The organism is Agromyces sp. NPDC057679 (genome assembly GCF_042799635.1).
In the GTDB taxonomy this organism is placed as follows: Bacteria; Actinomycetota; Actinomycetes; order Actinomycetales; family Microbacteriaceae; genus Agromyces.
The window spans coordinates 180,730-204,544 of record NZ_JBHVIK010000001.1 but is presented as its reverse complement, the minus strand read 5'-3'; the positions used below and the strand labels follow the sequence as shown (position 1 = coordinate 204,544).

General features: G+C 72.4%; 25 protein-coding genes. 21 read left to right on the top strand and 4 right to left on the bottom strand.

The window, feature by feature from the left end; all coding sequences use genetic code 11:
• Window positions 1-34: 34 nt before the first annotated feature.
• Window positions 35-514 (top strand): OsmC family protein, encoded by a 480-nt coding sequence (locus tag ACFVAJ_RS00975; RefSeq protein WP_376940936.1) that lies wholly within the window; start codon window positions 35-37, stop codon window positions 512-514.
• Window position 515: 1 nt separating this feature from the next.
• Here ACFVAJ_RS00975 and ACFVAJ_RS00970 read toward each other — a convergent pair whose 3' ends face one another.
• Both ACFVAJ_RS00970 and ACFVAJ_RS00965 read right to left on the bottom strand, forming a co-directional pair.
• Complete coding sequence (locus ACFVAJ_RS00970) at window positions 516-1,457, bottom strand: hypothetical protein (RefSeq protein WP_376940935.1); 942 nt, start codon at window positions 1,455-1,457, stop codon at window positions 516-518.
• Between the two features lie 46 nt (window positions 1,458-1,503).
• On the bottom strand, window positions 1,504-2,265 hold the full coding sequence (locus ACFVAJ_RS00965) for a lysophospholipid acyltransferase family protein (RefSeq protein WP_376940934.1): 762 nt from the start codon (window positions 2,263-2,265) through the stop codon (window positions 1,504-1,506).
• An 85-nt stretch (window positions 2,266-2,350) separates the two neighbouring features.
• On the opposite strand from ACFVAJ_RS00965, the gene ACFVAJ_RS00960 reads away from it, so the two are divergent.
• The 6 genes from ACFVAJ_RS00960 (at window position 2,351) to ACFVAJ_RS00935 (ending at window position 7,997) form a co-directional block, all read left to right on the top strand.
• The gene (locus ACFVAJ_RS00960; protein ID WP_376940933.1) at window positions 2,351-2,989 is read left to right on the top strand and encodes a 4'-phosphopantetheinyl transferase family protein; all 639 of its coding nucleotides are present in this window, start codon (window positions 2,351-2,353) and stop codon (window positions 2,987-2,989) included.
• Window positions 2,990-3,026: 37 nt separating this feature from the next.
• Window positions 3,027-4,121 carry a 1-deoxy-D-xylulose-5-phosphate reductoisomerase gene (gene dxr / locus ACFVAJ_RS00955; RefSeq protein WP_376940932.1) on the top strand — a complete coding sequence of 365 codons (1,095 nt, stop codon included), beginning with the start codon at window positions 3,027-3,029 and terminating at the stop codon, window positions 4,119-4,121.
• Between the two features lie 45 nt (window positions 4,122-4,166).
• Window positions 4,167-5,492: a M50 family metallopeptidase gene (locus ACFVAJ_RS00950; RefSeq protein WP_376940931.1), complete on the top strand. Its 1,326-nt coding sequence runs from the start codon at window positions 4,167-4,169 to the stop codon at window positions 5,490-5,492.
• A gap of 91 nt (window positions 5,493-5,583) precedes the next feature.
• The gene (locus ACFVAJ_RS00945) at window positions 5,584-6,801 is read left to right on the top strand and encodes a sensor histidine kinase (RefSeq protein WP_376940930.1); all 1,218 of its coding nucleotides are present in this window, start codon (window positions 5,584-5,586) and stop codon (window positions 6,799-6,801) included.
• Window positions 6,798-7,463: a response regulator gene (locus ACFVAJ_RS00940; RefSeq protein ID WP_376942442.1), complete on the top strand. Its 666-nt coding sequence runs from the start codon at window positions 6,798-6,800 to the stop codon at window positions 7,461-7,463. The genes ACFVAJ_RS00945 and ACFVAJ_RS00940 overlap by 4 nt, the downstream gene beginning before the upstream one ends.
• 231 nt (window positions 7,464-7,694) lie before the next feature.
• Window positions 7,695-7,997, top strand: coding sequence for an SHOCT domain-containing protein (locus tag ACFVAJ_RS00935; RefSeq protein ID WP_376940929.1), 303 nt, complete (start codon window positions 7,695-7,697; stop codon window positions 7,995-7,997).
• Window positions 7,998-8,055: 58 nt separating this feature from the next.
• Here the strand turns inward: ACFVAJ_RS00935 and ACFVAJ_RS00930 are convergent, their stop codons facing one another.
• Both ACFVAJ_RS00930 and ACFVAJ_RS00925 read right to left on the bottom strand, forming a co-directional pair.
• Window positions 8,056-9,306 carry a low temperature requirement protein A gene (locus tag ACFVAJ_RS00930; protein WP_376940928.1) on the bottom strand — a complete coding sequence of 417 codons (1,251 nt, stop codon included), beginning with the start codon at window positions 9,304-9,306 and terminating at the stop codon, window positions 8,056-8,058.
• A gap of 133 nt (window positions 9,307-9,439) precedes the next feature.
• Window positions 9,440-10,624 (bottom strand): acetyl-CoA C-acetyltransferase, encoded by a 1,185-nt coding sequence (locus ACFVAJ_RS00925; protein WP_376940927.1) that lies wholly within the window; start codon window positions 10,622-10,624, stop codon window positions 9,440-9,442.
• 136 nt (window positions 10,625-10,760) lie between these two features.
• On the opposite strand from ACFVAJ_RS00925, the gene ACFVAJ_RS00920 reads away from it, so the two are divergent.
• The 14 genes from ACFVAJ_RS00920 (at window position 10,761) to ispG (ending at window position 23,765) form a co-directional block, all read left to right on the top strand.
• On the top strand, window positions 10,761-11,957 hold the full coding sequence (locus ACFVAJ_RS00920) for a substrate-binding domain-containing protein (protein ID WP_376940926.1): 1,197 nt from the start codon (window positions 10,761-10,763) through the stop codon (window positions 11,955-11,957).
• Between the two features lie 77 nt (window positions 11,958-12,034).
• Window positions 12,035-12,790, top strand: coding sequence for an ABC transporter ATP-binding protein (locus ACFVAJ_RS00915; protein ID WP_376940925.1), 756 nt, complete (start codon window positions 12,035-12,037; stop codon window positions 12,788-12,790).
• On the top strand, window positions 12,787-13,530 hold the full coding sequence (locus tag ACFVAJ_RS00910; RefSeq protein ID WP_376940924.1) for an ABC transporter ATP-binding protein: 744 nt from the start codon (window positions 12,787-12,789) through the stop codon (window positions 13,528-13,530). Before ACFVAJ_RS00915 ends, ACFVAJ_RS00910 begins: the two co-directional genes overlap by 4 nt.
• Complete coding sequence (locus tag ACFVAJ_RS00905) at window positions 13,530-14,405, top strand: branched-chain amino acid ABC transporter permease (RefSeq protein ID WP_376940923.1); 876 nt, start codon at window positions 13,530-13,532, stop codon at window positions 14,403-14,405. Before ACFVAJ_RS00910 ends, ACFVAJ_RS00905 begins: the two co-directional genes overlap by 1 nt.
• Window positions 14,402-15,493, top strand: coding sequence for a branched-chain amino acid ABC transporter permease (locus ACFVAJ_RS00900; RefSeq protein ID WP_376940922.1), 1,092 nt, complete (start codon window positions 14,402-14,404; stop codon window positions 15,491-15,493). The genes ACFVAJ_RS00905 and ACFVAJ_RS00900 overlap by 4 nt, the downstream gene beginning before the upstream one ends.
• A complete protein-coding gene (locus ACFVAJ_RS00895) occupies window positions 15,486-17,060 on the top strand; it encodes a class I adenylate-forming enzyme family protein (RefSeq protein ID WP_376940921.1) in 1,575 nt (524 codons plus the stop codon). Before ACFVAJ_RS00900 ends, ACFVAJ_RS00895 begins: the two co-directional genes overlap by 8 nt.
• A complete protein-coding gene (locus ACFVAJ_RS00890; RefSeq protein ID WP_376940920.1) occupies window positions 17,057-17,800 on the top strand; it encodes a TetR/AcrR family transcriptional regulator in 744 nt (247 codons plus the stop codon). The genes ACFVAJ_RS00895 and ACFVAJ_RS00890 overlap by 4 nt, the downstream gene beginning before the upstream one ends.
• Complete coding sequence (locus ACFVAJ_RS00885) at window positions 17,797-18,543, top strand: 3-hydroxybutyrate dehydrogenase (protein WP_376940919.1); 747 nt, start codon at window positions 17,797-17,799, stop codon at window positions 18,541-18,543. The genes ACFVAJ_RS00890 and ACFVAJ_RS00885 overlap by 4 nt, the downstream gene beginning before the upstream one ends.
• Window positions 18,540-19,454: an alpha/beta fold hydrolase gene (locus ACFVAJ_RS00880; protein ID WP_376940918.1), complete on the top strand. Its 915-nt coding sequence runs from the start codon at window positions 18,540-18,542 to the stop codon at window positions 19,452-19,454. Before ACFVAJ_RS00885 ends, ACFVAJ_RS00880 begins: the two co-directional genes overlap by 4 nt.
• Window positions 19,451-20,224, top strand: a complete 774-nt coding sequence (locus tag ACFVAJ_RS00875; RefSeq protein ID WP_376940917.1) for a CoA transferase subunit A — start codon at window positions 19,451-19,453, stop codon at window positions 20,222-20,224. The genes ACFVAJ_RS00880 and ACFVAJ_RS00875 overlap by 4 nt, the downstream gene beginning before the upstream one ends.
• 1 nt (window position 20,225) lies before the next feature.
• Window positions 20,226-20,867: a CoA transferase subunit B gene (locus tag ACFVAJ_RS00870; RefSeq protein WP_376940916.1), complete on the top strand. Its 642-nt coding sequence runs from the start codon at window positions 20,226-20,228 to the stop codon at window positions 20,865-20,867.
• Between the two features lie 90 nt (window positions 20,868-20,957).
• Window positions 20,958-22,010, top strand: coding sequence for an alpha/beta fold hydrolase (locus tag ACFVAJ_RS00865; protein WP_376940915.1), 1,053 nt, complete (start codon window positions 20,958-20,960; stop codon window positions 22,008-22,010).
• Window positions 22,011-22,108: 98 nt separating this feature from the next.
• Entirely contained in the window at window positions 22,109-22,561 is a 453-nt protein-coding gene (locus ACFVAJ_RS00860; protein ID WP_376940914.1) for a GNAT family N-acetyltransferase, read from the top strand.
• A 73-nt stretch (window positions 22,562-22,634) separates the two neighbouring features.
• Entirely contained in the window at window positions 22,635-23,765 is a 1,131-nt protein-coding gene (gene ispG / locus ACFVAJ_RS00855; RefSeq protein ID WP_376940913.1) for a flavodoxin-dependent (E)-4-hydroxy-3-methylbut-2-enyl-diphosphate synthase, read from the top strand.
• The last annotated feature ends 50 nt before the right edge of the window (window positions 23,766-23,815 follow it).

Here is a 23,815-nt window from a genome sequence, read left to right as displayed (position 1 = left end):
GAGGTCGCGCCGGCACGGACGAGGAGGAGGCGGAATGCTCGGGACGCACCACTACGAGGTCGCGATCGACTGGCAGGGCGATGAGGGCACGGGCACGAGCGGCTACCGCGACTACCGTCGCCGGCATGTGGTGCGCGCGGCGGGCAAGGACCACGACATCGCGGGGTCGAGCGATCGGACCTTCCACGGCGACCGCGAGCGGTGGAACCCCGAGGAGCTGCTGCTCGCCGCGCTCGCGCAGTGCCACATGCTCTCGTACCTGCACGTCGCCACGAACCACGGCGTGATCGTGCGCGGCTACGCCGACGCGCCGCGCGGCACGATGGTCGAGGACGGTCGCGGTGGCGGCGCCTTCACCGAGGTGGTGCTGCGCCCGCGGGTCGTCGTCGCGGACGCCTCGATGGTCGAGCTCGCCGAGCGGCTGCACGCCGAGGCATCCGAGAAGTGCTTCATCGCCGCCTCGGTGGCGTTCCCGGTGCGCCACGAGGCGACCGTCGTCGTGCTGGGCGACTGAGTCAGGCGCCCGGGCGGGCGGGGAGGGTCGGCCCCGGCGGGCAGGTGTGGCCGCCGACCAGGCGACTGCACTCGGGCAGGAACCCGGGGTAGCGCTCGGCCTGCGGGTCGCCGAACCAGCGGTGCCACAGACGCCAGAAGTTGAGGTTGCCGAATGCCGAGCAGTCGTCGCCGGTCTCGGGGGCGGCGAGGGTCGCCGCGCTCGGCTGATAGGGCGTGTAGTTGTAGAGGTTCGCGGTCGCCTGGTTGCGGATCGCCACCTTCGTCGCCCCGCACGCGGCATCGGGGTGGTACTGCACCCGCACCTCGCCGATGCGGTACGGGCGCGCGGGCTCCTCGGTGTACTGCCGGAACTGCCAGGCCGCGTTGTACACCTGGTTGAAGAAGCCGAAGTACTTCGTGTCGCAGTCGGCCGTGTCGGGGCAGCCGTAGCCGGTCGCCCGCAGGTAGCCCGACTCGCTCGGACGGGTCAGCAGCGACTGCTCCTTCTGCAGGAGCACGAGCAGGGTGCGCGGGCTGATGCCGCAGGCCTCCGAGACCTTCTGGATGATGCGACTGGCCCGTTCGCGGGTGGCGCCCGCGTAGGCGGCGCAGTGCCGGCCGCCGACGGCGGGCTGCGACTCGGTCGTCTGGCGGTAGTCGGCCAGGCACGGCACGTCGTCGGCCGGACGGCAGTCGAGGCCCTCGAGGAAGTCCTGGATCTCGGCCGCGTTCATCGCGCTCGCGTCGTAGAAGGCGTCATCGCTGACGATGAGCCCCGGGTCGAACTCCGCGGTCGCCGAGGGGATCTCGAACTCGGGGGTGGGGACGGCGCGCACTGCGGCGCCGCCCTGCCACCGTGCGCCCTCGGATGCGGAATCGACGGAACCGGGGGCGCAGGCGGCGAGGCCGAGGAGCGCGGCCGTCGCGAGTGCGGCGGCGGCGGCGAGCTTCGCGGGAGTCATCGAAGCGACCATAGCGGGTGCGGATCGAGGGCTGCTGGGAACCGCGTCAGACGCGCTCGCGCGGCACGACCTTGTCGGCGAGCCGGGCGAGGGCGCTCTGCGGCGGCACCTCGTTGTACTGGCCCGCGAGCTCCTGCCCGGTGAGCGCGTGGATCGCCGACATGATCTCGTCGGTCGCGGCACGGCGGGCACGCCCGCTCGTGGCCGGGCCGTGGTGGCTGAGGTCGAGCGGCTCGCCGAAGCGGACCGTGACGGGGCGCACGCGGGGCATCTTCGCGCCGATCGGCTGGATCTCCTGGGTGCCGACGAGCCCGACCGGCACGACCTTCGCACCGGTCGTGAGAGCGAGCCACGCGACGCCGGTGCGGCCCCGGTAGAGGCGTCCGTCGGTGGACCGGGTGCCCTCGGGGTAGAGGGCGAACGCCTCGGACTGCTCGAGGATGCGGCGTCCGGCGTCGAGCGCCTCCTGCGCCGCCGCCCCCGCGCCCCGTTCGACCGGCACGGCGCCGATCGCACCGAAGAAGGTGCGCGAGAGCCATCCCGAGAATCCCGTGCCGGTGAAGTAGCTCGACTTCGCGAGGAACTGCACGGGCCGCGGGGAGGCGAGCGGGATCACGACGCTGTCGACGAACGACAGGTGGTTCGAGGCGAGGATGACGGGCCCGTGCTTCGGCACGTTCTCGCGGCCGGTGATCGTGGGCCGGTACACGAGGAGGGCGATCGGCTTCAGCATGCCGCGGAAGATGCGGTAGGCGGGACCCCGCTTGACCGCGGGGGCGGGAACGGCGTCGGCCTCGATCTCACTCACCTTCCGACCCTACGAGTGCGGGTATGCGACGGGCGGAATATCCGCGGCCTGCCGCGCACGGGCCGGATGGGGGAGGATTGACGGCATGGACGCGGTCGCCGACGGTGAGATCGTCGAGTTGCCGGGCGGGGACGCCCGGGCGGTGACGGCTGCGCGCGGGCGTCGGGGGATCGGCCCCGAGCTGCTGCTGCGTCGACTCGTCGCCGCGTCGGCGGGCGTGCCCGCGGACGACGTCGAGCTCGTGCAGGTCTGCGAGACGTGCGGCGGACGCCACGGCCGGCCGAGCGTCGGGTACCCGACGACCCCGTCCGGTGCGCCGTGGTTCGTCGACGCGGGCGCGGCGGGCGAACTCGTCGTCGCGGCGGCGGCGACGAGACGCCGAGTGGGCGTCGGGGTCGAGCTCGTGAGCGCCGCTGCGCTCGAGGGCGTCGACGAGGCGGCGCTCCACGCGAGCGAGCGTGCCGCGCTCGCCGAGCTCGAGCCGCCCGAGCGGGCCCGCGCGCGGGCGACGCTCTGGGCCCGCAAGTCCGCCCTCCTGCGCGCGATCGGGCACACCGGGTTCACCGAGCCCGCGAACCTCGCCCTGACGCTGCCGGGCGACGACGAGGGGATCGGGCGCATCGAGCGCACCGTCGCCGAGCTCGGGCCGGGCTGGCGGGGCGTCCGCTTCCACGATCTCGCCGTGCCCGGCGAGGTCGTCGCCTCGGTCGCGGTGCTCGCCTGACCGGATGCCACGGTGCTCGGCACCATACAGTGGTCTCGTGCGCAACGTCATCATCCTCGGCTCATCCGGTTCCATCGGCACGCAGGCCCTCGACGTCATCCGGGCGAACCCGAGGCGGTTCGAGGTCGTGGGGCTCGCCGTCGGCTCGAACCGCACCCTGCTCGACGAACAGGCGGCCGAGTTCGGCGTCGAGCACACGGCCGTCGGCATCGAGGAGGCCGTGCAGCTCGTGCAGAGCGTCGACGCCGACGTCGTGCTGAACGGCATCACCGGCTCGGTCGGCCTCGGGCCGACGCTCGCGACGCTCGAGCGGGGCACGACCCTCGCGCTCGCGAACAAGGAGTCGCTCATCGTCGGCGGCGACCTGGTCACCCGGCTCGCGAAGCCCGGGCAGATCGTCCCCGTCGACTCCGAGCACTCGGCGATCGCGCAGGCGCTGCGCTCGGGCACCGACGACGAGGTGCGCCGGTTGGTGCTCACCGCGTCGGGCGGGCCGTTCCGCGGCCGCACGAGGGACTCGCTCACCGGGGTCACCCCCGCCGAGGCCCTCGCCCACCCCACCTGGGACATGGGGCTCGTCGTCACCACGAACTCGGCGACGCTCGTGAACAAGGGCCTCGAGGTCATCGAGGCGCACCTGCTCTTCGACGTCGACTACGACCGCATCGACGTCGTCGTGCACCCGCAGTCGATCGTGCACTCGATGGTCGAGTTCGTCGACGGCTCGACGATCGCGCAGGCCTCGCCGCCCGACATGCGGCTGCCGATCTCGCTCGGCCTCGACTGGCCGAACCGGGTCGCGGCCGCCGGCCGCCCGCTCGACTGGACGCAGGCGCAGAGCTGGACCTTCGAACCGCTCGACGACGCCGCGTTCCCCGCCGTCGCCCTCGCCAAGCAGGTCGGCCGCGCGGGCGGCGAGTACCCCGCGGTGTTCAACGCCGCGAACGAGCAGGCGGTGGCCGCCTTCCATGCGGGGCGCATCGGGTTCCTCGACATCGTCGACACGGTGCGCGAGGTGGTCGAGCAGCACGAGGCATCCGGCCCCGTGACCCTCGAATCGCTCGCCGCCGCCGAGTCGGCGGCCCGTCGCACCGCCGATGCGCGCATCGGGCGCCGCTCAGCCGATCGATAGCCCGCACCCAGCAGGCACCGAGCGAGCGGCAGTACGCTGTCCGACGTGGAATCCGTGCTCGCATTCGTGATCGGCGTCGTCATCATCGTGATCGGCCTCGCCGTCTCGATCGGCCTGCACGAGATCGGCCACCTCGTTCCGGCGAAGCTGTTCGGCGTCAAGGTCACCCAGTACATGATCGGGTTCGGCCCGACGATCTGGTCGCGCCGAAGGGGCGAGACCGAGTACGGTCTCAAGGCGATCCCGCTCGGCGGCTACATCGCCATGATCGGCATGTTCCCGCCGGCCAAGGGCGAGCACGCGCACGAGGACTCGACGGGCTTCTTCCGCGGCCTCGTGCAGGATGCGCGCGACTCGAGCGCCGACTCGATCACCCCCGGCGACGAGGATCGCGCCTTCTACCGGCTGCCGGTGTGGAAGCGCATCATCATCATGTTCGGCGGCCCGTTCATGAACCTGCTGCTCGCCGTCGTGCTGTTCGGCGTGCTGCTCATGGGCTTCGGCACGGCGCAGGCCTCGACGACCGTCGGTTCGGTCTCGGCGTGCGCGCTGCCGGCGACGAGCGAGCGCCAGACCTGCGAGCCCGGCGACCCGGCGGCACCGGGGGCCGCGGCCGGCATCGCTCCCGGCGACCGCATCGTCTCGGTCGCGGGCGAGCCCATCGACAGTTGGAACGAGTCGACCGAGATCATCCGCGAGCACGCCGACGAGCCCGTCGCCTTCGTCGTCGAGCGCGACGGCGAGGAGCTCACGCTCAAGGTCACGCCGATGCTCAGCGAGCGGTACGTGCTCGACGAGAAGGGCCAGGTCGTCACGGATGCCTCGGGCGAGCCGCGGACCGTGCAGGCGGGCTTCGTCGGCATCGCGGCGGCGACCGAGACGGTGCAGCAGCCCGCCACGGCGGTGCTGCCGGCCGTGGGCCAGCAGATCAGCGGGGTCACGGGCATCATCTTCAACCTGCCGCAGCGCATGGTCGACATCGCGAACGCGGCGTTCGGGCCCGAGGAGCGCGACCCGAACGGCCCGATGTCGGTCGTCGGCGTGGGCCGGGTCGCGGGTGAGATCGCGAGCCTCGACGAGATCCCGATGGCGTCGAAGGCGGCCGGTCTGATCGGCCTGATCGCGAGCCTCAACATCGCCCTGTTCGTCTTCAACCTGATCCCGCTGCTGCCGCTCGACGGCGGTCACATCGCGGGCGCCCTGTGGGAGGCGATCCGCCGAGGCGTGGCGAAGCTCTTCCGCCGCCCCGACCCGGGCCCCGTCGACCTCGCGAAGCTCATGCCCATCACGCTCGGCGTGGTCGTCATCTTCGGCGCGATGAGCGCACTGCTCATCTACGCCGACATCGTGAAGCCGGTGTCGCTGTTCTGATGCCACGGGCACGGCCGTACTCCCGTGGGAGTAGGCGATGAGTCGTCGCCGGGCCGACGGCCGCGCAGTCCGCCGGGGGTACGATCGGGCCGTGCCTGATCGACGCAGTCCCGAGCCGAGCCGGTGGGGCGGACCGCCGTGGGCGGGCCCGCCCGCCTGGGCCGGTCTCGACGGGGAGGAGCGCCGCCGGCCTCCCGCGGCCTTCGTGCTGCTCGCCCCCGTCGTGATCAGCCTCATCGTGCAGGTGCCGGCCGCGATCGGGCTCGCGATCTGGCACGACGTCGGCTGGCCGGCCGGGCTCGCGCAGTTCGCGCTCGCCGCGATCGGGCCGCTCGCCCTCCTCGGCTCCCGCCGGTTCCCGGGCCCCACCGTCGCCGTGGTCGCGCTCGCGGCGCTCGCGGACTTCCTCCTCGCACCGGACGCGGGCCCGCCCTACGTCGCGCTGCTGTTCGCGATCGTGCTCGCCGTGGCGCGCGGCGCCGTCGTCTGGGCTGCGGTCTCGGTCATCGCGGCGTGGCTGGTCGCCGTCGTCGTCGGGCCCCTGGTCGGGGTCTCCTGGTCGCCGCCTCGCATCGCGTTCACGACGCTCGCGCTCGCCGTGTGCTTCGGCATCGGGTGGTTCGCGCGCTCGCGCCGGGCGCGCTTCGCCGCCGCGCGCGCCGAGGCGATGCGTCGCAGGCAGACGGCCGAGGAGCGCGAACGGGTGCGCATCGCCCGCGAGCTCCACGACGTCATCGGCCATGCGCTCTCGCAGATCAACGTGCAGGCGAGCGTCGGCCTCCACCTCATGGACCGCGATGCCGAGCAGGCGCGCACGGCCCTCGCGCACATCAAGGAGACCTCGAAGACCGCCCTCGAGGAGGTGCGGAGCGTGCTCGGCGTCATCCGCGACGGCGAGGCGCCGCTCGTCCCGCAGGCCGAGCTCGCCGAGCTCCCGCGGCTCGTGCGCGGGCTCGCGGCACCGGAGTTCGCGGTCGAGCTCGACGACCGGCTCGCGGCGCCGCCCGGCCGGGCCGTGCAGTTCGCCGCCTACCGCATCGTGCAGGAGGCGCTCACGAACGTGGTGCGGCACGCCGACGCGAGCCGCGCCGTCGTGGTGCTCGAGCGCCCCGGCGACGAGCTGCTCGTCACGATCGACGACGACGGCGGCGGGCTCGCCGGCGACGGGGCCGACGCCGCGGCGGAGGGCCGCGGCATCCTCGGCATGCGCGAGCGCGCCGCCCTGCTCGGCGGCTCCGTCGAGCTCGGCGGATCGTCGCTCGGCGGCACCCGCGTCACGGCGCGGCTCCCGTGGAGCGACGCCGTATGATCCGCGTGGCGCTCGCCGACGACCAGCTGCTCGTGCGGGCGGGGTTCCGAGCGCTCCTCGACGCCGAGGACGACCTCGAGGTCGTCGGCGAGGCGTCGACCGGTGAGGAGCTGCTCGAGCTCGTCCGCGACCGCCCGGTCGACGTCGTGCTGATGGACATCCGCATGCCGGGCGGCGACGGGCTGTGGGCGACCGAGCAGATCGCCGCCGACCCGGCGCTCGAGGGCGTGCACGTCGTCATCGTGACGACCTTCGAGCTCGACGAGTACGTTGCCCGGGCCGTGCGCGCCGGCGCCGCCGGATTCCTCGTGAAGGACACCGAGCCCGTCGACCTCCTGCGGGCCGTGCGCGTGGTCGCGGCGGGCGAGGCGCTGCTCTCGCCGGGCGTCACCAAGCGGTTGCTCGAACGGATGGCGAGCGGCCTCCGCGACGCTCCCGACGAGGCCGCGCTCGCCGCCCTCACGGAGCGCGAGCGCGAGGTGCTGCGCCTCGTCGGGCAGGGGCTCACGAACGACGAGATCGCGGGGCGGCTCGTGCTGAGCCCCCTCACCGCGAAGACGCACGTCTCGCGCATCATGCAGAAGCTGCACGCCCGCGACCGGGTGCACCTCGTCGTCGTCGCCTACGAGTCGGGCCTGGTCGCGCCCGGCTGGCAGGAGTAGGCGCAACCCGCGTCACGCGCGCCGCCCGCGCTCCCTCCGCTGTCTCCCGCTGCCCCCGCTCCTCCGCGTCGTCCTTCGGGAGGAGATCGCAGGGAGGGGAAGGCAGGTCGCCACTGCTCCCGGGGGAGCAGGCGAAGTGCCTCCGACGGGCGGATTCGCCCGCGGGAGACCCCGGCGAGACTCGATCCGACGGTCGAGACGCGACCGCACGGAACACACCGGGAGCACCTCATGTTCACGACCCTCGCCGCCACCGCGGCCACCCACGCCGGCCCCTGGGCCGCCGGATTCGGATGGGTCTTCTTCCTCATCCCGATCTTCTGGTTCCTCGTCATCGGGCTCATCGTCTTCCTCGTGAGCCGCAACCGACGCCGCTACTGGGCGAACGGCGGCCCCGAGGGCTACGGCCCGCCGTGGGCTCGGGGCGCGAGCGCCGAGCAGACGCTCGGCCAGCGCTTCGCGAACGGCGACATCGACGAGACCGAGTACCGCGCACGCCTCGAGGTGCTGCGCGCGAACCGGCCGAACGCCTGATCCGCGCCACGGTGCGGGATGCCGCGGCATGGCGCCGCGACATCCCGCACCGCCGTCGTCAGCCGAGGATCTCGTCCAGCGCGGCCTTCTGGTGCCGATGCCCGACGGTCTCGTAGCCGACCACGACGACGATCGGCGAGCAGGCGGCGATGACGATGCCGACGGGCAGGCTCGCGCCCGCCGCGACCGCCACGACCGCGAGCGCGAGCACGGCGATGCTGCCGAGGAAGAGCCCGATGTGGAACGGGTCGAAACGAGCCATCAGGAAGCTGTAGAGCGTGAAGAGCGCCGTGAGGAAGATCGCGACGGGCACGACGACCGTGCCGAGGGCGGCGACGTCGTCGATGTGCGCGTCGTCCGTGATCGCGTTCGCCGCGACGTGCAGGCCCGCCCCCGTCGCCGCGAGCGAGCCGAACACGATCATGTGCCCGTAGCCCCACACGTACGAGCGGCGGCGGAACCTGGCGAGGAGCTTGCCCGACGGCATCGTGAAGTAGGTCCACCAGAGGCCGAACGCGAGCAGCGTGCCGCCGAGCGCGACGAGGCCGGCGTCGATCGACCAGTGCTCCTCCTCGACGACCGCGGAGATCGCGAGGATGGTGCCGAGCACGACCTCGCCGAGCGTGATGATCACGAGCAGTCCGTAGCGTTCGGCGATGTGGTGCGGGTGCCACGGCGTCGTGCCGCCGCGCCGCTCGGCGAGCGGCGGCACCGCCATCTCGCAGATGCCGAGCACCAGCCAGATCCAGAGCGTGAGCGCGAACGGCAGGTTGACGAAGATGAGCACGATCCAGGCGAGCTGCACGATGCCGAGGTAGCCGGCGTAACGGAGCGCCGTTCGGCGGGACGCCGGGTCGTGCCGGGCGATGCGCAGCCAGAGGGCGATCGTCGAGAGGCGCATGATGACGTAGCCCGCGATGATGACGGCGTTGTCGACGTGCTCGCCGCCGTCGATCGAGTGGAAGAACTCGGGCATGCCGAGCGCCATCACGAGCACGCCGACCATCTGCACCATGGTGGCGACGCGCACGTAGACGTCGTCGTTGTCGTAGGCGCTCGCGAGCCACGTGTAGTTGATCCACGCCCAGCAGATCGCGAACACCGCGAGCGAGAAGGCGATCAGCGCCGAGCCGAAGTGCCCGATCTCGAGCAGGTGCGCCGCCTGGGTGCCCGCCTGGCTGAACGCGACGACGAAGGTGAGGTCGAAGAGCAGCTCGAGCGGCGTGGCCGGGCGGTGCGACTCGCTCGGGTCGCGTCCCACCATCCGGCGCAGCCGGTGGTCGAGCGGGGGGTGCGCTGACGTCGTCATGCGCATATCGTTTCAGGATTTCGCCCGCTCGTCAGGACGATTCCCTCGAGATGGTCCTGAGCCCCGTGCGTTCTCCTGAGACGGTGGCTCGATCGGATGCCTCGGCGCGGGGCCGAGGCATCCGTGAGGCCGGTCAGCGGCTGAGCAGGAGCGCCTCGCCCTGTCCGCCGCCGCCGCAGAGCGCGACCGCCGCGTTGCCGCCGCCGCGGCGGCTGAGCTCGAGGGCCGCGTGCAGCGCGAGGCGCGCGCCCGAGGCGCCGATCGGGTGGCCGAGCGCGATGGCGCCGCCGTGCGCGTTCACCCGCTCGAGGTCGAGCTCGAGGTCGCGCGCCGACTGCAGCGAGACGGCGGCGAAGGCCTCGTTGATCTCGACGACGTCGAGGGCGGATGCCTCGAGCCCGCCCTTCTGGAGGGCTGCCGCGATGGCGTTCGAGGGCTGCGAGTGCAGCGAGTTGTCGGGGCCGGCCACCTGGCCGGCAGCACCGACGAGGGCGAGCCAGGGGAGCCCGCGCGACTCGGCCCACTCGCGGCTCGCGACGACGACCGCCGCGGCGCCGTCGGAGAGCGGCGAGGAGTTGCCCGCGGTGATCGTGCCCGAGGCTTCGAACGCGGGGCGGAGCTTCGCGAGCACCTCGACGGTCGAGTCGGGGCGCACGCCCTGGTCTTCGGCGACGACGACGGGATCGCCCTTGCGCTGGGGGATCTCGACCGGGACGATCTCGTCGGCGAAGACGCCGGCGGCCTGGGCCGCTCCTGCGCGCACGTGGGAGGCGGCGGCCACTTCGTCCTGCTCGGTGCGGCCGATGCCGTAGCGGCCGTTGAACCGCTCGGTCGAGGCGCCCATCGACTCGCGGTCGAAGGCGTCGGTGAGGCCGTCGTGGGCGGCGTGGTCGAGGAGTTCGACGCTGCCGTAGACGTGGCCGGCGCGTGAGCCGGGCAGGAGGTGCGGTGCGTTGGTCATGGACTCCTGGCCGCCGGCGACGACGACGTCGGCCTCGCCGAGGCGGATGAGCCGCGCGGCGTCGGTGATCGCGACGAGGCCCGAGAGGCAGACCTTGTTGAGGGTGGTGGCGGGCACCCGCCAGGGGATGCCGGCGGCGACGGCGGACTGCTTGGCGGGGTTCTGCCCCGCGCCCGCCTGGAGGACCTGGCCCATGATGACGGCGTCGACGTCGTCGGGCGAGACGCCGGCCTTCGCGAGCGCGCCGCGGATGGCGACCGTGCCGAGTTCGACCGCGCTCTGCCCGGCGAGATTGCCGTTGATGCGGGCGAACGGGGTGCGTGCCCCCGCGATGATGACGACGTCGGGGATGCTCATGTCTCCTGGACTCCTTCGTACGGGTTGCGAGCGTTGCGCTTCGCAGCCTATTGTACTTTCCTGAGACCTGAACCAGCTGTCAGGTTTGCCGAGAAGCATCACATTCCCAGCCATTCACTGTTGAGAGGCAGAACCCATGCGGGCTACGAAGAAGTACCTCGCGACGGCCGTCATCGCCGCCGCTTCCCTCGCTCTCGTCGGCTGCGCGCCGACCGCCGGCGCCGACCCGGCCGCGAGCGACGCCGGCGCCCCGGTCAAGGTCGCCATGCTGACCTCGCAGACCGGTCCGCTCGCCGCGTACGGCGAGGCCTACACGGCCGGGTTCGAGGCGGGCCTCGACTACGCGACCGACGGCACCGGCACCGTCGACGGCCGCGAGCTCGAGATCGAGTGGGGCGACGACCAGGGCAACCCCGACACCGCCGTCGCCAAGGCGAAGGACTTCATCGGCCAGGGCTACCAGATCCTCGCGGGCACCGCCGCGTCGGGCATCGCGACCGCGCTCGCCGAGCAGGCCGCGCAGAACAAGATCCTCTACATCTCGGGCCCCGCGGCCGCCGACGCCCTCACCGGCATCAACGAGTACACGTTCCGCTCGGGCCGCCAGACCTTCCAGGACGTCGCGACCGCCGGCACCTTCATCGGCGACCCGGCCGGCAAGAAGGTCGTCGTCTTCGCGCAGGACAACGCGTTCGGGCAGGGCAACCTCGCCGGCGTCCAGGCCGTGCTCGGCAGCAAGGGCGCGACGGTCGAGGGCGTGCTCGTCGCCGAGGACGCCACCGAGTTCACGCCCTTCGCGCAGCAGCTCGTCAGCGCCTCGCCCGACCTCGTGTTCGTGGCCTGGGCGGGCGCCTCCTCGGGAGCCATGTGGACCGCGCTCTCGCAGCAGGGTGTCTTCGACGCCGTCCCGGTGGTCACCGGCCTCGGCGACGTCGCGACCTACGGCGCGTACGGCGAGGCGTCCTCCGACATCTCGTTCCTCAACCACTACTTCGGCGGAGCGGCCGGCACCGACGCCGAGGCCGCGATGATCGAGCACCTCGAGGCCGCGGGCGCGACCCCCGACCTCTTCTCGCCCGACGGCTTCGTCGCGGCGCAGATGATCGTGCAGGCCGTGCGCGAGGGCGGCGACACCGTCGACGGCATGATCGACGCCCTCGAGGGGTGGACCTTCGACTCGGTCAAGGGCGAGATCACCGTCCGCGCCGAGGACCACGCCATGATCCAGCCGATGTACCAGGCGAAGCTCGTGCAGGACGGCGACGCCTGGAAGCCCGAGCTCGTCGACACGATCGACGCGGACGAGGTCGCACCGCCGGTCGCCGGCGAGTGACACTCCGGGATCGGCGGTCGCCCGACCCGGCGGCCGCCGTTCCCACCCCTCGACCGAAACCCCGACCGAAGGCAGCAATGACCGACCACGCGATGCTCAGCCTCGAGCAGATCGGCTTCCGCATCGGCGGCGCCCGCATCCTCGAGGGCGTCTCGCTCGACGTGCCGGCCGGGCAGATGCTCGGCGTCATCGGACCGAACGGCGCCGGCAAGACGACCCTCTTCAACGTCGTCTCGGGCGTCGTCCGGCCGACGTCCGGACGCGTCCTCCTCGACGGCGCCGACGTCACCCGCGACCCGATCCACCGCCGCGCCGCGGCCGGGCTCGGGCGCACGTTCCAGACCTCGAGCCTGTTCCCCGCGCTCACCGTGCTCGAGAACGTGCGGCTCGCGGCGCAGGCGCACGCGGGCGGGGCGACGAGCCTCTTCCGCATCCCCCGGGCGAGCGACGCCGCGAGCGAGCGCGCCCTCGAGTGCCTGGCCGAGGTCGGCCTCGAGCACCGCGCCGGCGCCGAGGCATCCGGACTCGCCCACGGCGAGAAGCGCAAGGTCGAGATCGCCATGCTGCTCGCCACCGACCCGAAGGTGATCCTCCTCGACGAGCCCATGGCGGGCGTCGCCTCCGGCGACGTGCCCGCGCTCACCGAGGTCATCCGCGGGCTCCATCGCGGCGGGCGAACGGTGCTCATGGTCGAGCACCACATGGAGGTCGTCCTCGGCCTCGTCGACCGCGTCGCGGTCATGCACCACGGCGAACTCCTCGCCGTCGACACCCCGGAGGCCGTGATGGCGAACCCGACCGTGCAGTCCGCCTACCTCGGGGAGGCGATGTGAGCGAGACCACCCGCCGCGAACCCACCCGCAGCGAGCCCATCCTCGTCGTCGACCGCCTCTCGGGGCGGATCGCCGGCCAGCAGGTCATCGAGGACGTCGCCTTCGAGGTGCCCGCCACGGGCGTCACCGCCCTCCTCGGACGCAACGGCGTCGGCAAGACCTCGACGATCAAGTCGATCCTCGGGCTCATCGAGCGCACGGGCGAGGTGCGCCTCGCGGGCGAGCGGATCGAGACGCTGCCCACCCACCGCATCGTGTCGCGCGGCGTCGGCTACGTGCCCGAGGACCGCGAGGTCTTCGGCCAGCTCACCGTCGCCGAGAACCTCCGGCTCGCCGAACGCGACGCCTCGCCGCGGCGCGAGCTCGTCGAACGGCTCTTCCCCGACCTCACCGCGCGTCGCGCGCAACGGGCCGGCACCCTCTCCGGCGGCCAGCAGCAGATGGTCTCCCTGGCGCGGGCCCTCGTGAACGAGAACCGGCTGCTGCTCGTCGACGAGCCGACGAAGGGGCTCGCCCCGCGCATCGTCGACGAGGTCGCCGTCGCGCTCGCCGAGGCGGCGCAGACCGCGCCCATCCTCCTCGTCGAGCAGAACCTGCGCGTCGTCCGACGCCTCGCCGAACGCGTCGTCGTGCTCTCGGGCGGTCGCGTCGTCTTCATCGGCGGCGCCGCCGAGTTCCTCGACGACGAGGAGCTCGTCCACCGCCACCTCGGCGTCCACGACGCGAGTGAGGCCGCCTGATGTCGACGATCGTCCTGCTCCTCATCACCGGTCTCGGACTCGGCGCCCTCTACTTCCTCGTCGCGAGCGGACTCTCGCTCATCTACGGGCTCATGGGCGTCCTCAACTTCGCCCACGGCTCGTTCCTCACGATCTCGGCCTTCCTCGGCTGGGAGGTCGGCCGCCGGGTCTCCGACGGCACCTGGTGGGGGCTCGCGATCTCGGCGATCGTCGGCATGGCCGTCGGCGCGATCGTCGCCGCCCTCACCGAGTACCTGCTCATCCGCCGGCTCTACGAACGGCACATCGAGCAGGCCCTCGTCACCGTGGGCCTCTCGCTCGCGACCGTCGCCCTCTTCGAGGGCATCTGGGGCACCGATCCGATCTACACGGCCCGGCCCGACTGGCTCACGCAGACCACCGAGATCCTCGGCGCGAAGATCCCGAACGACCGGTTCCTGCTCATCGCCTGCGCCGTCATCGTGCTCGGCGGCATCGTGCTGTTCCTCAAGCGCACCCGCTACGGCCTCATCATCCGCGCAGGCGTCGAGAACCGGCAGATGGTCACCGCGCTCGGCATCGACGTGCGGCGCTCGTTCACCCTCGTGTTCGCGATCGGCGGGGCCGCAGCCGGCCTCGGCGGGGTGCTCGCCTCGGTCTACTACGGCTACGTCTCGGCGCACCTCGGCTCGGTGCTGCTCATCTTCGCGTTCATCGTGACCGTCATCGGCGGGCTCGGCTCGCTCACGGGCGCCGCCGTCGCCTCGGTGCTCGTGGCCGTGCTCCAGCAGTTCGCCAACTACTACCTCGGCGGCACCGGCGACCTCGTCGTCGTCGTCGCGCTCGCCGCGGTGCTGCTCATCCGCCCGCGAGGACTCATGGGGAAGATCGCATGACCCGGAACAAGACCCTCTGGCTCGCCGTCGGCGGCGTGCTGCTCGTGGTGCTGCTCGCGGTGCTGCCGCTCCTCGCCATCGAGATCCCGGGCGTCCTGCCCGGGCCGACCTACACGCCGGGCACGCTGCAGCTCATCGCCTACGCGATGCTCATCGCCGCCCTCGCGCTCAGCTACCGCATGATGTTCGGCCTCGCCGGGCTCCTCTCGTTCGGGCACGCCCTGTTCTTCGCGGCGGGCGCGTACGGGCTCGGCATGACCCTCGACGCCTTCGGCCCCGCCGAGTGGCCGAGCGAGCTCATCTTCCTCGGCTCGATCGTCGTCACCCTCGTCGCGGGCTTCGTGCTCGCCGCGACCGTCGGCGCGCTCGCGCTCCGGGTGACCGGCATCTCCTTCGCGATGGTGACCCTCGCCTTCGCCCAGGCCGGTTCGGTGCTCATCCGCCGCAACCCGGGTGGCGCGACCGGCGGCGACGAGGGCCTCGCGCTCGACATCGAGCACGTGCCCGACGCCCTCGTCGGCGTGCTCAACACGCGCAACCTCTACTGGGTCGCGCTCGGCGTGCTCGTGTTCGTGTACCTCGTGGTGCTCTGGGTCGAGCAGAGCCGCGCCGGCCACGTCGCCGAGGCGACCCGCGAGAACGAGCTGCGGGTGCGGGTGCTCGGCCTCCGGCCGTATAGCGTGAAGCTGCTCATCTTCATCGTCGCCTCGGTGCTCGCCGCCGTCGCCGGCATGGGCTACCTGCTGCTGCAGTCGGGGGCGGCGCCGCGCGTCGCGACGGCCGACTTCACCCTGACCCTCCTCGTCATCGTGGTGCTCGGCGGAGTGGGGTATCGCTGGGGTGCGATCGTCGGCGGTATCGTCTACACACTGCTCGACCAGCGGCTCACGGCGCTCGCGGGCTCCGACTTCATCGCGGGGCTGCCGGCCGTGCTCCGGGTTCCGCTGAGCGAGCCGCTGTTCATTCTGGGAACGCTCTTCATCCTCGTGGTGCTGTTCCTGCCCGGGGGGATCGCGGGCATCCCGCAGCGCATCCGCTCGGGGCGCGCGAGCCACCCGGCCGAGTCGGAAGAGGTCGTCGATGCCTGACGGACGGCACACACTCGGGCGCTGGACCCGCGATCGGGCGCGCGCGACCCCCGAGCGCATCGCGATCGACGATCGCGGCGTGGTCGTCCAGTACCGCGAGCTCGACGAACGGGCCGAGCGGCTGGCGGCGGCGTTCCGCGCCGGGGGCTACGCCGTCGGCGACCGGGTGGCGACGATCACCGGCAACAGCGCCGACCAGGTCGTGCTCTTCTTCGCCTGCGCGAAGGCCGGGCTCGTGCTCGTGCCGCTGTCGTGGCGGCTCGCGCCTCGCGAGCTCGCGGCCCAGCTCGAGATCGCGCAGCCCGCGCTCCTCCTCGTCGAGAACGAGTTCGACTCGCTCGGCCGGGCCACCCTCGCGCGGCTCGCGCGGCGCGTGCCGAGCACCGCGCTCGGCGCGCACGGGGTGGAGGCCGAGGTGCCCGCACCCGCCCGCGACGGCGGGCCCGCGGCATCCGACCGCGCCGAGGTGCACGACGACGACGCGCTGCTCATCATCTTCACCTCGGGCACCACCGCGACCCCGAAGGGGGCGGTGCTGACCCACGCGAACTGCTTCTGGACCAACCTCTCGTTCTCGCGCATCGCCGAGCTGCGGGCGGCCGACACGGTGCTCGCGGTGATGCCGCAGTACCACGTCGGCGGCTGGAACATCCAGCCCCTGCTCGCCTGGTGGACGGGCGCGACGGTCGTGCTCGAGCGAACCTTCGATCCGGGGCGGGTGCTCCACCTCATCCAGGAGCGGCGCATCACGACCATGATGGGCGTGCCCGCGAACTACCTCTTCCTCGCCCAGCATCCCGCCTTCGGCGACACCGACCTGTCGAGCCTCGAGCACGCGATCGTCGGCGGGGCGCCGATGCCGCCCGCACTGCTGCGGGCCTGGCACGCCCGCGGCATCGCGCTCACGCAGGGCTACGGGCTCACCGAGGCCTCGCCGAACGTGCTGTGCCTGCCCGACGACGACGCGCTCAGCCGCGCCGGGTCGGCCGGCAAACCCTACCCGCACGTCGACGTCGCGGTCGCCGACCCGGTGACGGGCGAGCACTTCGAGGGCGAGGCCGAGGGCGAGCTGCTCGTGCAGGGGCCGGGGGTCTTCGCCGGGTACTTCCGCGACGCGGCGGCCACCGCCGCAGCGCTCGGCGACGGCTGGCTGCGCACGGGCGATCTCGTGCGCCGCGACGCGGACGGCTACTTCACGATCGTCGACCGCCTGAAGGACCTCTACATCACGGGCGGCGAGGGCGTCGCGCCCGCCGAGGTCGAGGCGGCGCTCGTGGCGCACCCGGCCGTCGCCGACGTCGCGGTCGTCGGCGTCCCCGACGACCGCTGGGGCGAGGCCGGCGTCGCGTGGGTGGTCACCGCGCGCGGCCGCGTCACGGATGCCTCGGAGCTGATCGCCTTCGCCCGAGAGTCGCTCGCCCACTTCAAGGCGCCGCGCGAGGTGCGGTTCATCGACGAGCTGCCCCGCTCGGCAGCGGGCAAGGTGCTGCGGCGGTCGCTCGCCGAACGCGCGGGCCCCGACCCTGCGGCGGGGCCCGCACGACCCGAACTGGAGGAGACCCGATGAGCGCGGCACCCCGCACCGCCCGCGGCGAGAAGACGAGGCGGCGCCTCCTCGAGGCGGCCGAGCACGTGTTCGCCGCCCACGGCTACCACGAGGCATCCGTCTCGCGCATCACCGAGCGGGCCGGCGTCGGCCAGGGCACCTTCTACCTGTACTTCGACACGAAGCTCGACGTGTTCAACGAGCTCGTCGAAGACCTGAACCACCGGGTGCGGCAGGCGATGAGCGAGGGCTCGCGCGGGGCGACGAGCCGCATCGAGGCCGAGCGCGCGGGCTTCGCGGCGTTCTTCCGCTTCACCGCAGAGCACCCGGCGCTGTACCGCGTCGTGCGCGAGGCCGAGCTCGTCTCGCCCGAGGCACTCCGTCTGCACTACTCGCGCATCGTCGAGGGCTACATCGACGGGCTCCGCGACGCCGCCGAGGAGGGCGAGATCGGCGACATCGATCCGACCGTCGCCGCCTGGGCGCTCATGGGCGTCGGCGAGATGATCGGCATGCGCTGGGTGCTCTGGGGCGACGGCGACGCCGCGCCCGGCGACCCGGCCGACCCCACGGCGAGCGGCACCCGCGAGGTGCCGCAGCACGTGCTCGACGAGATGATGCGATTCATCGCGGGGGCGCTCGGGCGGCCCGCGCTCGCCGAGAGCCCGACGCCGGCGCCCCCGGCTCCGACCCCGAGCACCGCATCCGCAACCGACCCGCGCCCCGCCGCGGACGACCCAGACCACATGGAGGAATCGTGACCGACCTTTCAGGACGACGCGCGGTCGTCACCGGGGGAGCGAGCGGCATCGGCGAGGCCTGTGCCCGCGCCTTCGCCGGCGCGGGCGCGCACGTCGTCATCGCCGACCTCAACGCGGAGGCCGCCGAGCGGGTCGCCGGCGAGCTCGGCGGCGAGGCCTGGCCGGTCGACCTCGGCGACACCGCCGCGCTCGCCGAGCTCTCGCTCGACGCCGACATCCTCGTGAACAACGCCGGCATCCAGCACGTGCGACCCATCGAGGAGTTCGAGCCCGAGCGGTTCTCGCTCATCATGCGGCTCATGCTCGAGTCGCCCTTCCTCCTCATCAGGGCGGCGCTGCCCGGCATGTACGAGCGCGGCTTCGGCCGCGTCATCAACGTCTCGAGCGTGCACGGGCTGCGCGCCTCGCCGTTCAAGTCGGCCTACGTCGCCGCGAAGCACGGCCTCGAGGGGCTGTCGAAGGTGACCGCGCTCGAGGGCGGTCCGCACGGGGTCACCTCGAACTGCATCAACCCGGGCTACGTGCGCACGCCGCTCGTCGAGAGGCAGGTCGCCGACCAGGCGCGGGTGCACGGCATCCCCGAGTCGGAGGTGCTGCCGAAGATCATGCTCACCGAGTCGGCGATCAAGCGGCTCGTCGAACCCGCCGAGGTCGCGAGCCTCGCGCTCTGGCTCGCCGGGCCCGACGCGGGCATGGTGACGGGCGCGAGCTACACGATGGACGGCGGATGGAGCGCACGATGACCACCGCCTCCCTCGCCGCGTCCGCGTTCTCGGCGCCCGTCGCGGGCGGCGCGCTCGCCGGCGGCCAGTGGCATGCGGATGCCACCGGGCTGCCCGTGCTCGCGGTGCACGGCATCACCGCGAGCCACCGCAACTGGGACCTCTTCGCGGAGGCCATGCCCGAGCGCCGCATCGTCGCACCCGACCTCCGTGGGCGGGGTCGCAGCAACGGCTTGCCGGGGCCCTACGGCCTCGAACAGCACGCCGACGACCTCGCCGCGATGCTCGACGCGCTCGGCATCGAGCGGGCGTACGTCGTCGGCCACTCGATGGGCGCCTTCGTCTCGGTGCGGCTCGCCGAGCGCCACCCCGAGCGGGTCGCGGGCCTCGCGCTCGTCGACGGCGGGCTGCCCGTTCCGAGCCCCGAGGGGGTCGCCCCCGAGGAGCTGCCGAAGGTGCTGCTCGGACCCGCGCTCGAGCGGCTCTCGATGACCTTCGCCGACCGAGCGGCCTACCTCGCCTTCTGGCGGCGGCATCCGGCCCTCGGCCCGTACTGGAACGACGCGGTCGAAGCGTACGTCGACTACGACCTCGACGGGCGCGAGCCCGAACTCCGCAGCTCGGCGAACGCCGAGGCCGTCGCCGTGAACGCCGTCGAGCTCGACGGTCGCGGCGGCTACACGGCCGCCCTCGAGGCGCTGCCGGGGCCGGTCGACGTCTTCCGGGCGCCGCGCGGACTCCTCGACGCGGCGCCCCTCTACCCCGAGGCGCTCGTCGCCGAGTGGGCCGCGCGGGTGCCTGCGCTCGTCACCCACGAGGTCGCCGACGTCAACCACTACACGATCCTCATGACCGAGGGCGGCACGGGTAGCGTGATCCCTGTGATCCGCGCCCGCATCGAGGCCGCCGACACACAGGAAGGTGCAACGTGACACTCGACAAAGTCGTCGGGTCCGCCCAAGAAGCGGTCGCCGACATCCCCTCAGGAGCCAGTCTCGCCGTCGGCGGGTTCGGACTCTGCGGCATCCCGATGGTGCTCATCCAGGCACTGCTCGATGCCGGCGTCGACGGGCTCGCCGTCGTCTCGAACAACTGCGGCGTCGACGACTGGGGGCTCGGCGTGCTGCTCGCGAAGCAGCGCATCGCCAAGATGACCTCCTCGTACGTCGGCGAGAACAAGGAGTTCGAACGCCAGTACCTCACGGGTGAGCTCGAGCTCGAGCTCACCCCGCAGGGCACCCTGGCCGAGAAGCTCCGCGCCGGCGGCTCGGGCATCGCCGCGTTCTTCACTCAGACCGGCGTCGGCACCCAGGTCGCCGAAGGCGGGCTGCCCCGGCGGTACCACGCCGACGGCACGATCGCGGTCGCGAGCCCCGAGAAGCCCGTGCAGACCTTCGAGTTCGCGGGCGAGCCCCGCGAGTTCGTGCTCGAGGAGGCGATCACCACCGACTTCGCCCTCGTGCACGCCCTCCAGGGCGACCGGCACGGCAACCTCGTCTTCGACAAGTCGGCCCGCAACTTCTCGCCCCTCGCGGCGATGGCGGGGCGCGTCTGCATCGCCCAGGTCGAGGAGCTCGTCGAACCCGGTGAGCTCGACCCCGACCGCGTGCACCTGCCGGGCGTCTACGTCGACCGCGTCGTCGTCGTCGGCCGCGACATCGAGAAGCGCATCGAACGCCGCACCGTGCGAGAGGGGAACTGAGATGGCACTCACGAGACTCGAGATGGCCGCGCGCGCGGCCCGCGAACTCGCCGACGGCTCGTACGTGAACCTCGGCATCGGCCTGCCCACGCTCGTGCCGAACTACGTGCCCGACGGGGTGACCGTCGTGCTCCAGTCCGAGAACGGCATCCTCGGCGTCGGTCCGTACCCGAGCGAGGCCGAGGTCGACCCCGACCTCATCAACGCCGGCAAGGAGACGGTGACCGTGCTGCCCGGCGCCGCCTACTTCGACTCGGCGACGAGCTTCGGCATGATCCGCGGCGGCAAGATCGACGCCGCCATCCTCGGGGCGATGCAGGTGTCGGCCTCGGGCGACCTCGCCAACTGGATGATCCCCGGCAAGATGGTGAAGGGCCCCGGCGGCGCGATGGACCTCGTGCACGGCGCCCGCAAGGTCGTCGTGCTCATGGAACACGTCGCGAAGGACGGCACGCCGAAGATCGTGAACGAGTGCTCGCTGCCGCTCACCGGCCGCCGCGTCGTGCACCGCATCATCACCGACCTCGCCGTCATCGACGTCACGCCCGACGGGCTCGTGCTCGTCGAGTGCGCGCCGGGCGTCACCGTCGACGAGGTGGTCGCGGCCACCGAGCCGCCGCTCGACACCACCCGGCTCGCCTAGTCCGAGGCCCGCCCGTCACCGATCCGTCCGCTGCCCGGTACGGCCCCGAGGGCCGTGCCGGCGCGGCGCCGTCCCCGAAATGAGCCCGCAATGACCGACACCATCCTCCCGGGCATCGAGTCCGGAACCGTCGACACGCCCCGCCTGCGCGCGGGAGTGCTGCGCCGGCGGGCATCCGCCGACGTCGCGAAGACCGTCGTGTTCGTGCACGGCAACGTGTCCTCGTCGCTGTTCTGGCAGCCGATCATGCTCGCCCTGCCCGCCGACGTCGACGCGGTCGCGATCGATCTCCGCGGCTTCGGCGCGAGCGAGACGCTGCCGGTCGACGCGACCCGAGGTGTCCGCGACTTCTCCGACGACGTGTCCTCGGTGATCGATGCGCTCGGGCTCGGCGCCGTGCACCTCGTCGGCTGGAGCATGGGCGGCGGGGTCGCCATGCAGCTCCTCCTCGACCGGCCCGAGCTCGTCGCGAGCCTCACCCTGCAGTCGACGGTGTCGCCGTACGGCTTCGGCGGCACCGCGGCCGACGGCTCGCTGCTCGTCGCGGATGCCGCCGGCACCGGCGGCGGGGGAGCGAACCCCGACTTCGTGGCCCGCCTCGAGGGCGGCGACCGCACCGAGGAGGCCGGCGCCTCGCCGCTCGCCGTCTACCGCTCGAGCTACGTCGCACCCGGATTCTCGTCGCAGTACGAGGCGATCTGGGTCGAGTCGATGCTCTCGACGGCGACGGGGGTCGACAACTACCCCGGCGATGCGACCGAGTCGTCGAACTGGCCCGGGTTCGCGCCAAGCGGGCGCGGCGTGCTGAACACGATGGCGCCGACGAACTTCGACACCTCGGCCATCGTCGACCTCGATACGAAGCCGCCCGTGCTCTGGGTCCACGGCGCACAGGACGCGATCGTCGGCGACGCCTCGTTCTTCGACCTCAACCAGCTCGGCAAAGCCGGCATCATCCCCGGCTGGCCGGGCGACGAGGTCGCCCCGCCGCAGCCGATGGTCTCGCAGACCCGCGCCGTGCTCGCCCGCTACGCGGCGGGCGGCGGCGCCGTGACCGAGCTCGAGCTCGAGGACTGCGGCCACTCGCCGCACCTCGAGCACCCCGAGGCGTTCCTGAGGGCGCTCGTCGAGCTGATCGGGTGAATCGTCGGGGGCGTGCCGAGCGACGACGCCGGCTCGCTCGCGCTCGTCCGAACCGCGGTCGCCGACCGCGGGTGCCTCGAGCACCGTAGCCTGAAGGCATGGACTGGAGCCTGCGCCCGAGCACCGCGGACGACGCCGCCTGGATCGCCGAAGTGAAGGCGCAGGTCATGCGGCCCGATCTCGAGCGCCTCGGCCGATTCGACGAGGTTCGCGTGCGACGGCGGTTCCTCGACGCATTCGAGCCGGCGTTCACCCGAGTCGTCGTCGTCGACGGCGCGGCGATCGGCTCGATCGCGGTGCGTCCCGAACCCGAAGCGCGCTGGATCGAGCACTTCTACCTGGATGCGGCGTTCCACGGTCGCGGGCTCGGCGGCGCGGTGCTGCGGCACGTGCTCGACGAGCCCGACCCGCGACCCGACGGCGGCCCCAGGCCGTTCCGCCTCGACGTGGTGCAGGGCAGCCCCGCACGGCGTCTCTACGAGCGTCACGGGTTCGTGCTCGAGTCGCAGGACCCGATCGACGTGATCATGGTCCGGCCGGCTGCAGCCTGAGGCATCCCGTGATCGCAGCCGGCACCCGGCCGCGCGCAACTACACTTGAGTCGTGCCTGCTGTGAATCTCGGAATGCCGAAAATCCCCGAAGTCCTGGCCCCGCGACGCAAGTCGCGCCAGATCAAGGTGGGCAAGGTCCTGGTCGGCGGCGACGCGCAGGTGAGCGTGCAGTCGATGACGACCACGCCGACGACGAACATCAACGCGACCCTGCAGCAGATCGCCGAGCTCACGGCCTCGGGCTGCGACATCGTGCGCGTCGCCGTGCCGAGCCGCGACGACGCCGAGGCGCTGCCGATCATCGCGAAGAAGAGCCAGATCCCGGTGATCGCCGACATCCACTTCCAGCCGAACTACGTGTACGCCGCGATCGATGCGGGGTGCGCGGCGGTGCGAGTGAACCCGGGCAACATCCGCAAGTTCGACGACCAGGTCGGCGAGATCGCACGTCGCGCGAAGGAGGCCGGTGTCTCGCTCCGCATCGGCGTGAACGCCGGTTCGCTCGACCCGCGCCTGCTGCAGAAGTACGGCAAGGCGACGCCCGAGGCGCTCGTCGAGTCGGCCGTGTGGGAGGCGTCGCTCTTCGAGGAGCACGACTTCCACGACTTCAAGATCTCGGTCAAGCACAACGACCCCATCGTCATGGTGAAGGCGTACCGCATGCTCGCCGAGCGCGGCGACTGGCCCCTGCACCTCGGCGTGACCGAGGCCGGCCCCGCGTTCCAGGGCACGATCAAGTCGGCGACCGCGTTCGGCATCCTCCTCGGCGAGGGCATCGGCGACACGATCCGCGTCTCCCTGAGCGCTCCGCCGGTCGAAGAGGTGAAGGTCGGCCTCCAGATCCTGCAGTCGCTGAACCTCCGCGAACGCAAGCTCGAGATCGTCTCCTGCCCGTCGTGCGGCCGGGCGCAGGTCGACGTGTACAAGCTCGCCAACGATGTCACCGACGGGCTCGAGGGCATGAGCGTGCCGCTGCGCGTCGCCGTCATGGGCTGCGTCGTCAACGGTCCGGGCGAGGCGCGCGAGGCCGACCTCGGCGTCGCCTCGGGCAACGGCAAGGGTCAGATCTTCGTGAAGGGCGAGGTCATCAAGACGGTGCCCGAGTCCGAGATCGTCGCGACGCTCATCGCCGAGGCGAACCGCATCGCCGACGAGATGGGCGTGGACGCCCCGGTCGGCACGCCGACGGTCGTCACCCCGTAGTCGCCTCGGCCGCCCGAGCGTAGGGTGGGCGGCAGCGGGTGCCCCGAGGC

Excerpts from the sequence above, each read along its gene's own strand:
- ACFVAJ_RS00975 (WP_376940936.1), top strand. The coding sequence starts at position 35 with ATGCTCGGGACGCACCACTACGAGGTCGCGATCGACTGGCAGGGCGAT.
- ACFVAJ_RS00970 (WP_376940935.1), bottom strand. The coding sequence starts at position 1,457 with ATGACTCCCGCGAAGCTCGCCGCCGCCGCCGCACTCGCGACGGCCGCG.
- ACFVAJ_RS00960 (WP_376940933.1), top strand. The coding sequence starts at position 2,351 with ATGGACGCGGTCGCCGACGGTGAGATCGTCGAGTTGCCGGGCGGGGAC.
- ACFVAJ_RS00940 (WP_376942442.1), top strand. The coding sequence starts at position 6,798 with ATGATCCGCGTGGCGCTCGCCGACGACCAGCTGCTCGTGCGGGCGGGG.
- ACFVAJ_RS00935 (WP_376940929.1), top strand. The coding sequence starts at position 7,695 with ATGTTCACGACCCTCGCCGCCACCGCGGCCACCCACGCCGGCCCCTGG.
- ACFVAJ_RS00930 (WP_376940928.1), bottom strand. The coding sequence starts at position 9,306 with ATGACGACGTCAGCGCACCCCCCGCTCGACCACCGGCTGCGCCGGATG.
- ACFVAJ_RS00925 (WP_376940927.1), bottom strand. The coding sequence starts at position 10,624 with ATGAGCATCCCCGACGTCGTCATCATCGCGGGGGCACGCACCCCGTTC.
- ACFVAJ_RS00920 (WP_376940926.1), top strand. The coding sequence starts at position 10,761 with ATGCGGGCTACGAAGAAGTACCTCGCGACGGCCGTCATCGCCGCCGCT.
- ACFVAJ_RS00915 (WP_376940925.1), top strand. The coding sequence starts at position 12,035 with ATGACCGACCACGCGATGCTCAGCCTCGAGCAGATCGGCTTCCGCATC.
- ACFVAJ_RS00905 (WP_376940923.1), top strand. The coding sequence starts at position 13,530 with ATGTCGACGATCGTCCTGCTCCTCATCACCGGTCTCGGACTCGGCGCC.
- ACFVAJ_RS00900 (WP_376940922.1), top strand. The coding sequence starts at position 14,402 with ATGACCCGGAACAAGACCCTCTGGCTCGCCGTCGGCGGCGTGCTGCTC.
- ACFVAJ_RS00895 (WP_376940921.1), top strand. The coding sequence starts at position 15,486 with ATGCCTGACGGACGGCACACACTCGGGCGCTGGACCCGCGATCGGGCG.
- ACFVAJ_RS00890 (WP_376940920.1), top strand. The coding sequence starts at position 17,057 with ATGAGCGCGGCACCCCGCACCGCCCGCGGCGAGAAGACGAGGCGGCGC.
- ACFVAJ_RS00880 (WP_376940918.1), top strand. The coding sequence starts at position 18,540 with ATGACCACCGCCTCCCTCGCCGCGTCCGCGTTCTCGGCGCCCGTCGCG.
- ACFVAJ_RS00870 (WP_376940916.1), top strand. The coding sequence starts at position 20,226 with ATGGCACTCACGAGACTCGAGATGGCCGCGCGCGCGGCCCGCGAACTC.
- ACFVAJ_RS00865 (WP_376940915.1), top strand. The coding sequence starts at position 20,958 with ATGACCGACACCATCCTCCCGGGCATCGAGTCCGGAACCGTCGACACG.
- ACFVAJ_RS00860 (WP_376940914.1), top strand. The coding sequence starts at position 22,109 with ATGGACTGGAGCCTGCGCCCGAGCACCGCGGACGACGCCGCCTGGATC.
- ispG (WP_376940913.1), top strand. The coding sequence starts at position 22,635 with ATGCCGAAAATCCCCGAAGTCCTGGCCCCGCGACGCAAGTCGCGCCAG.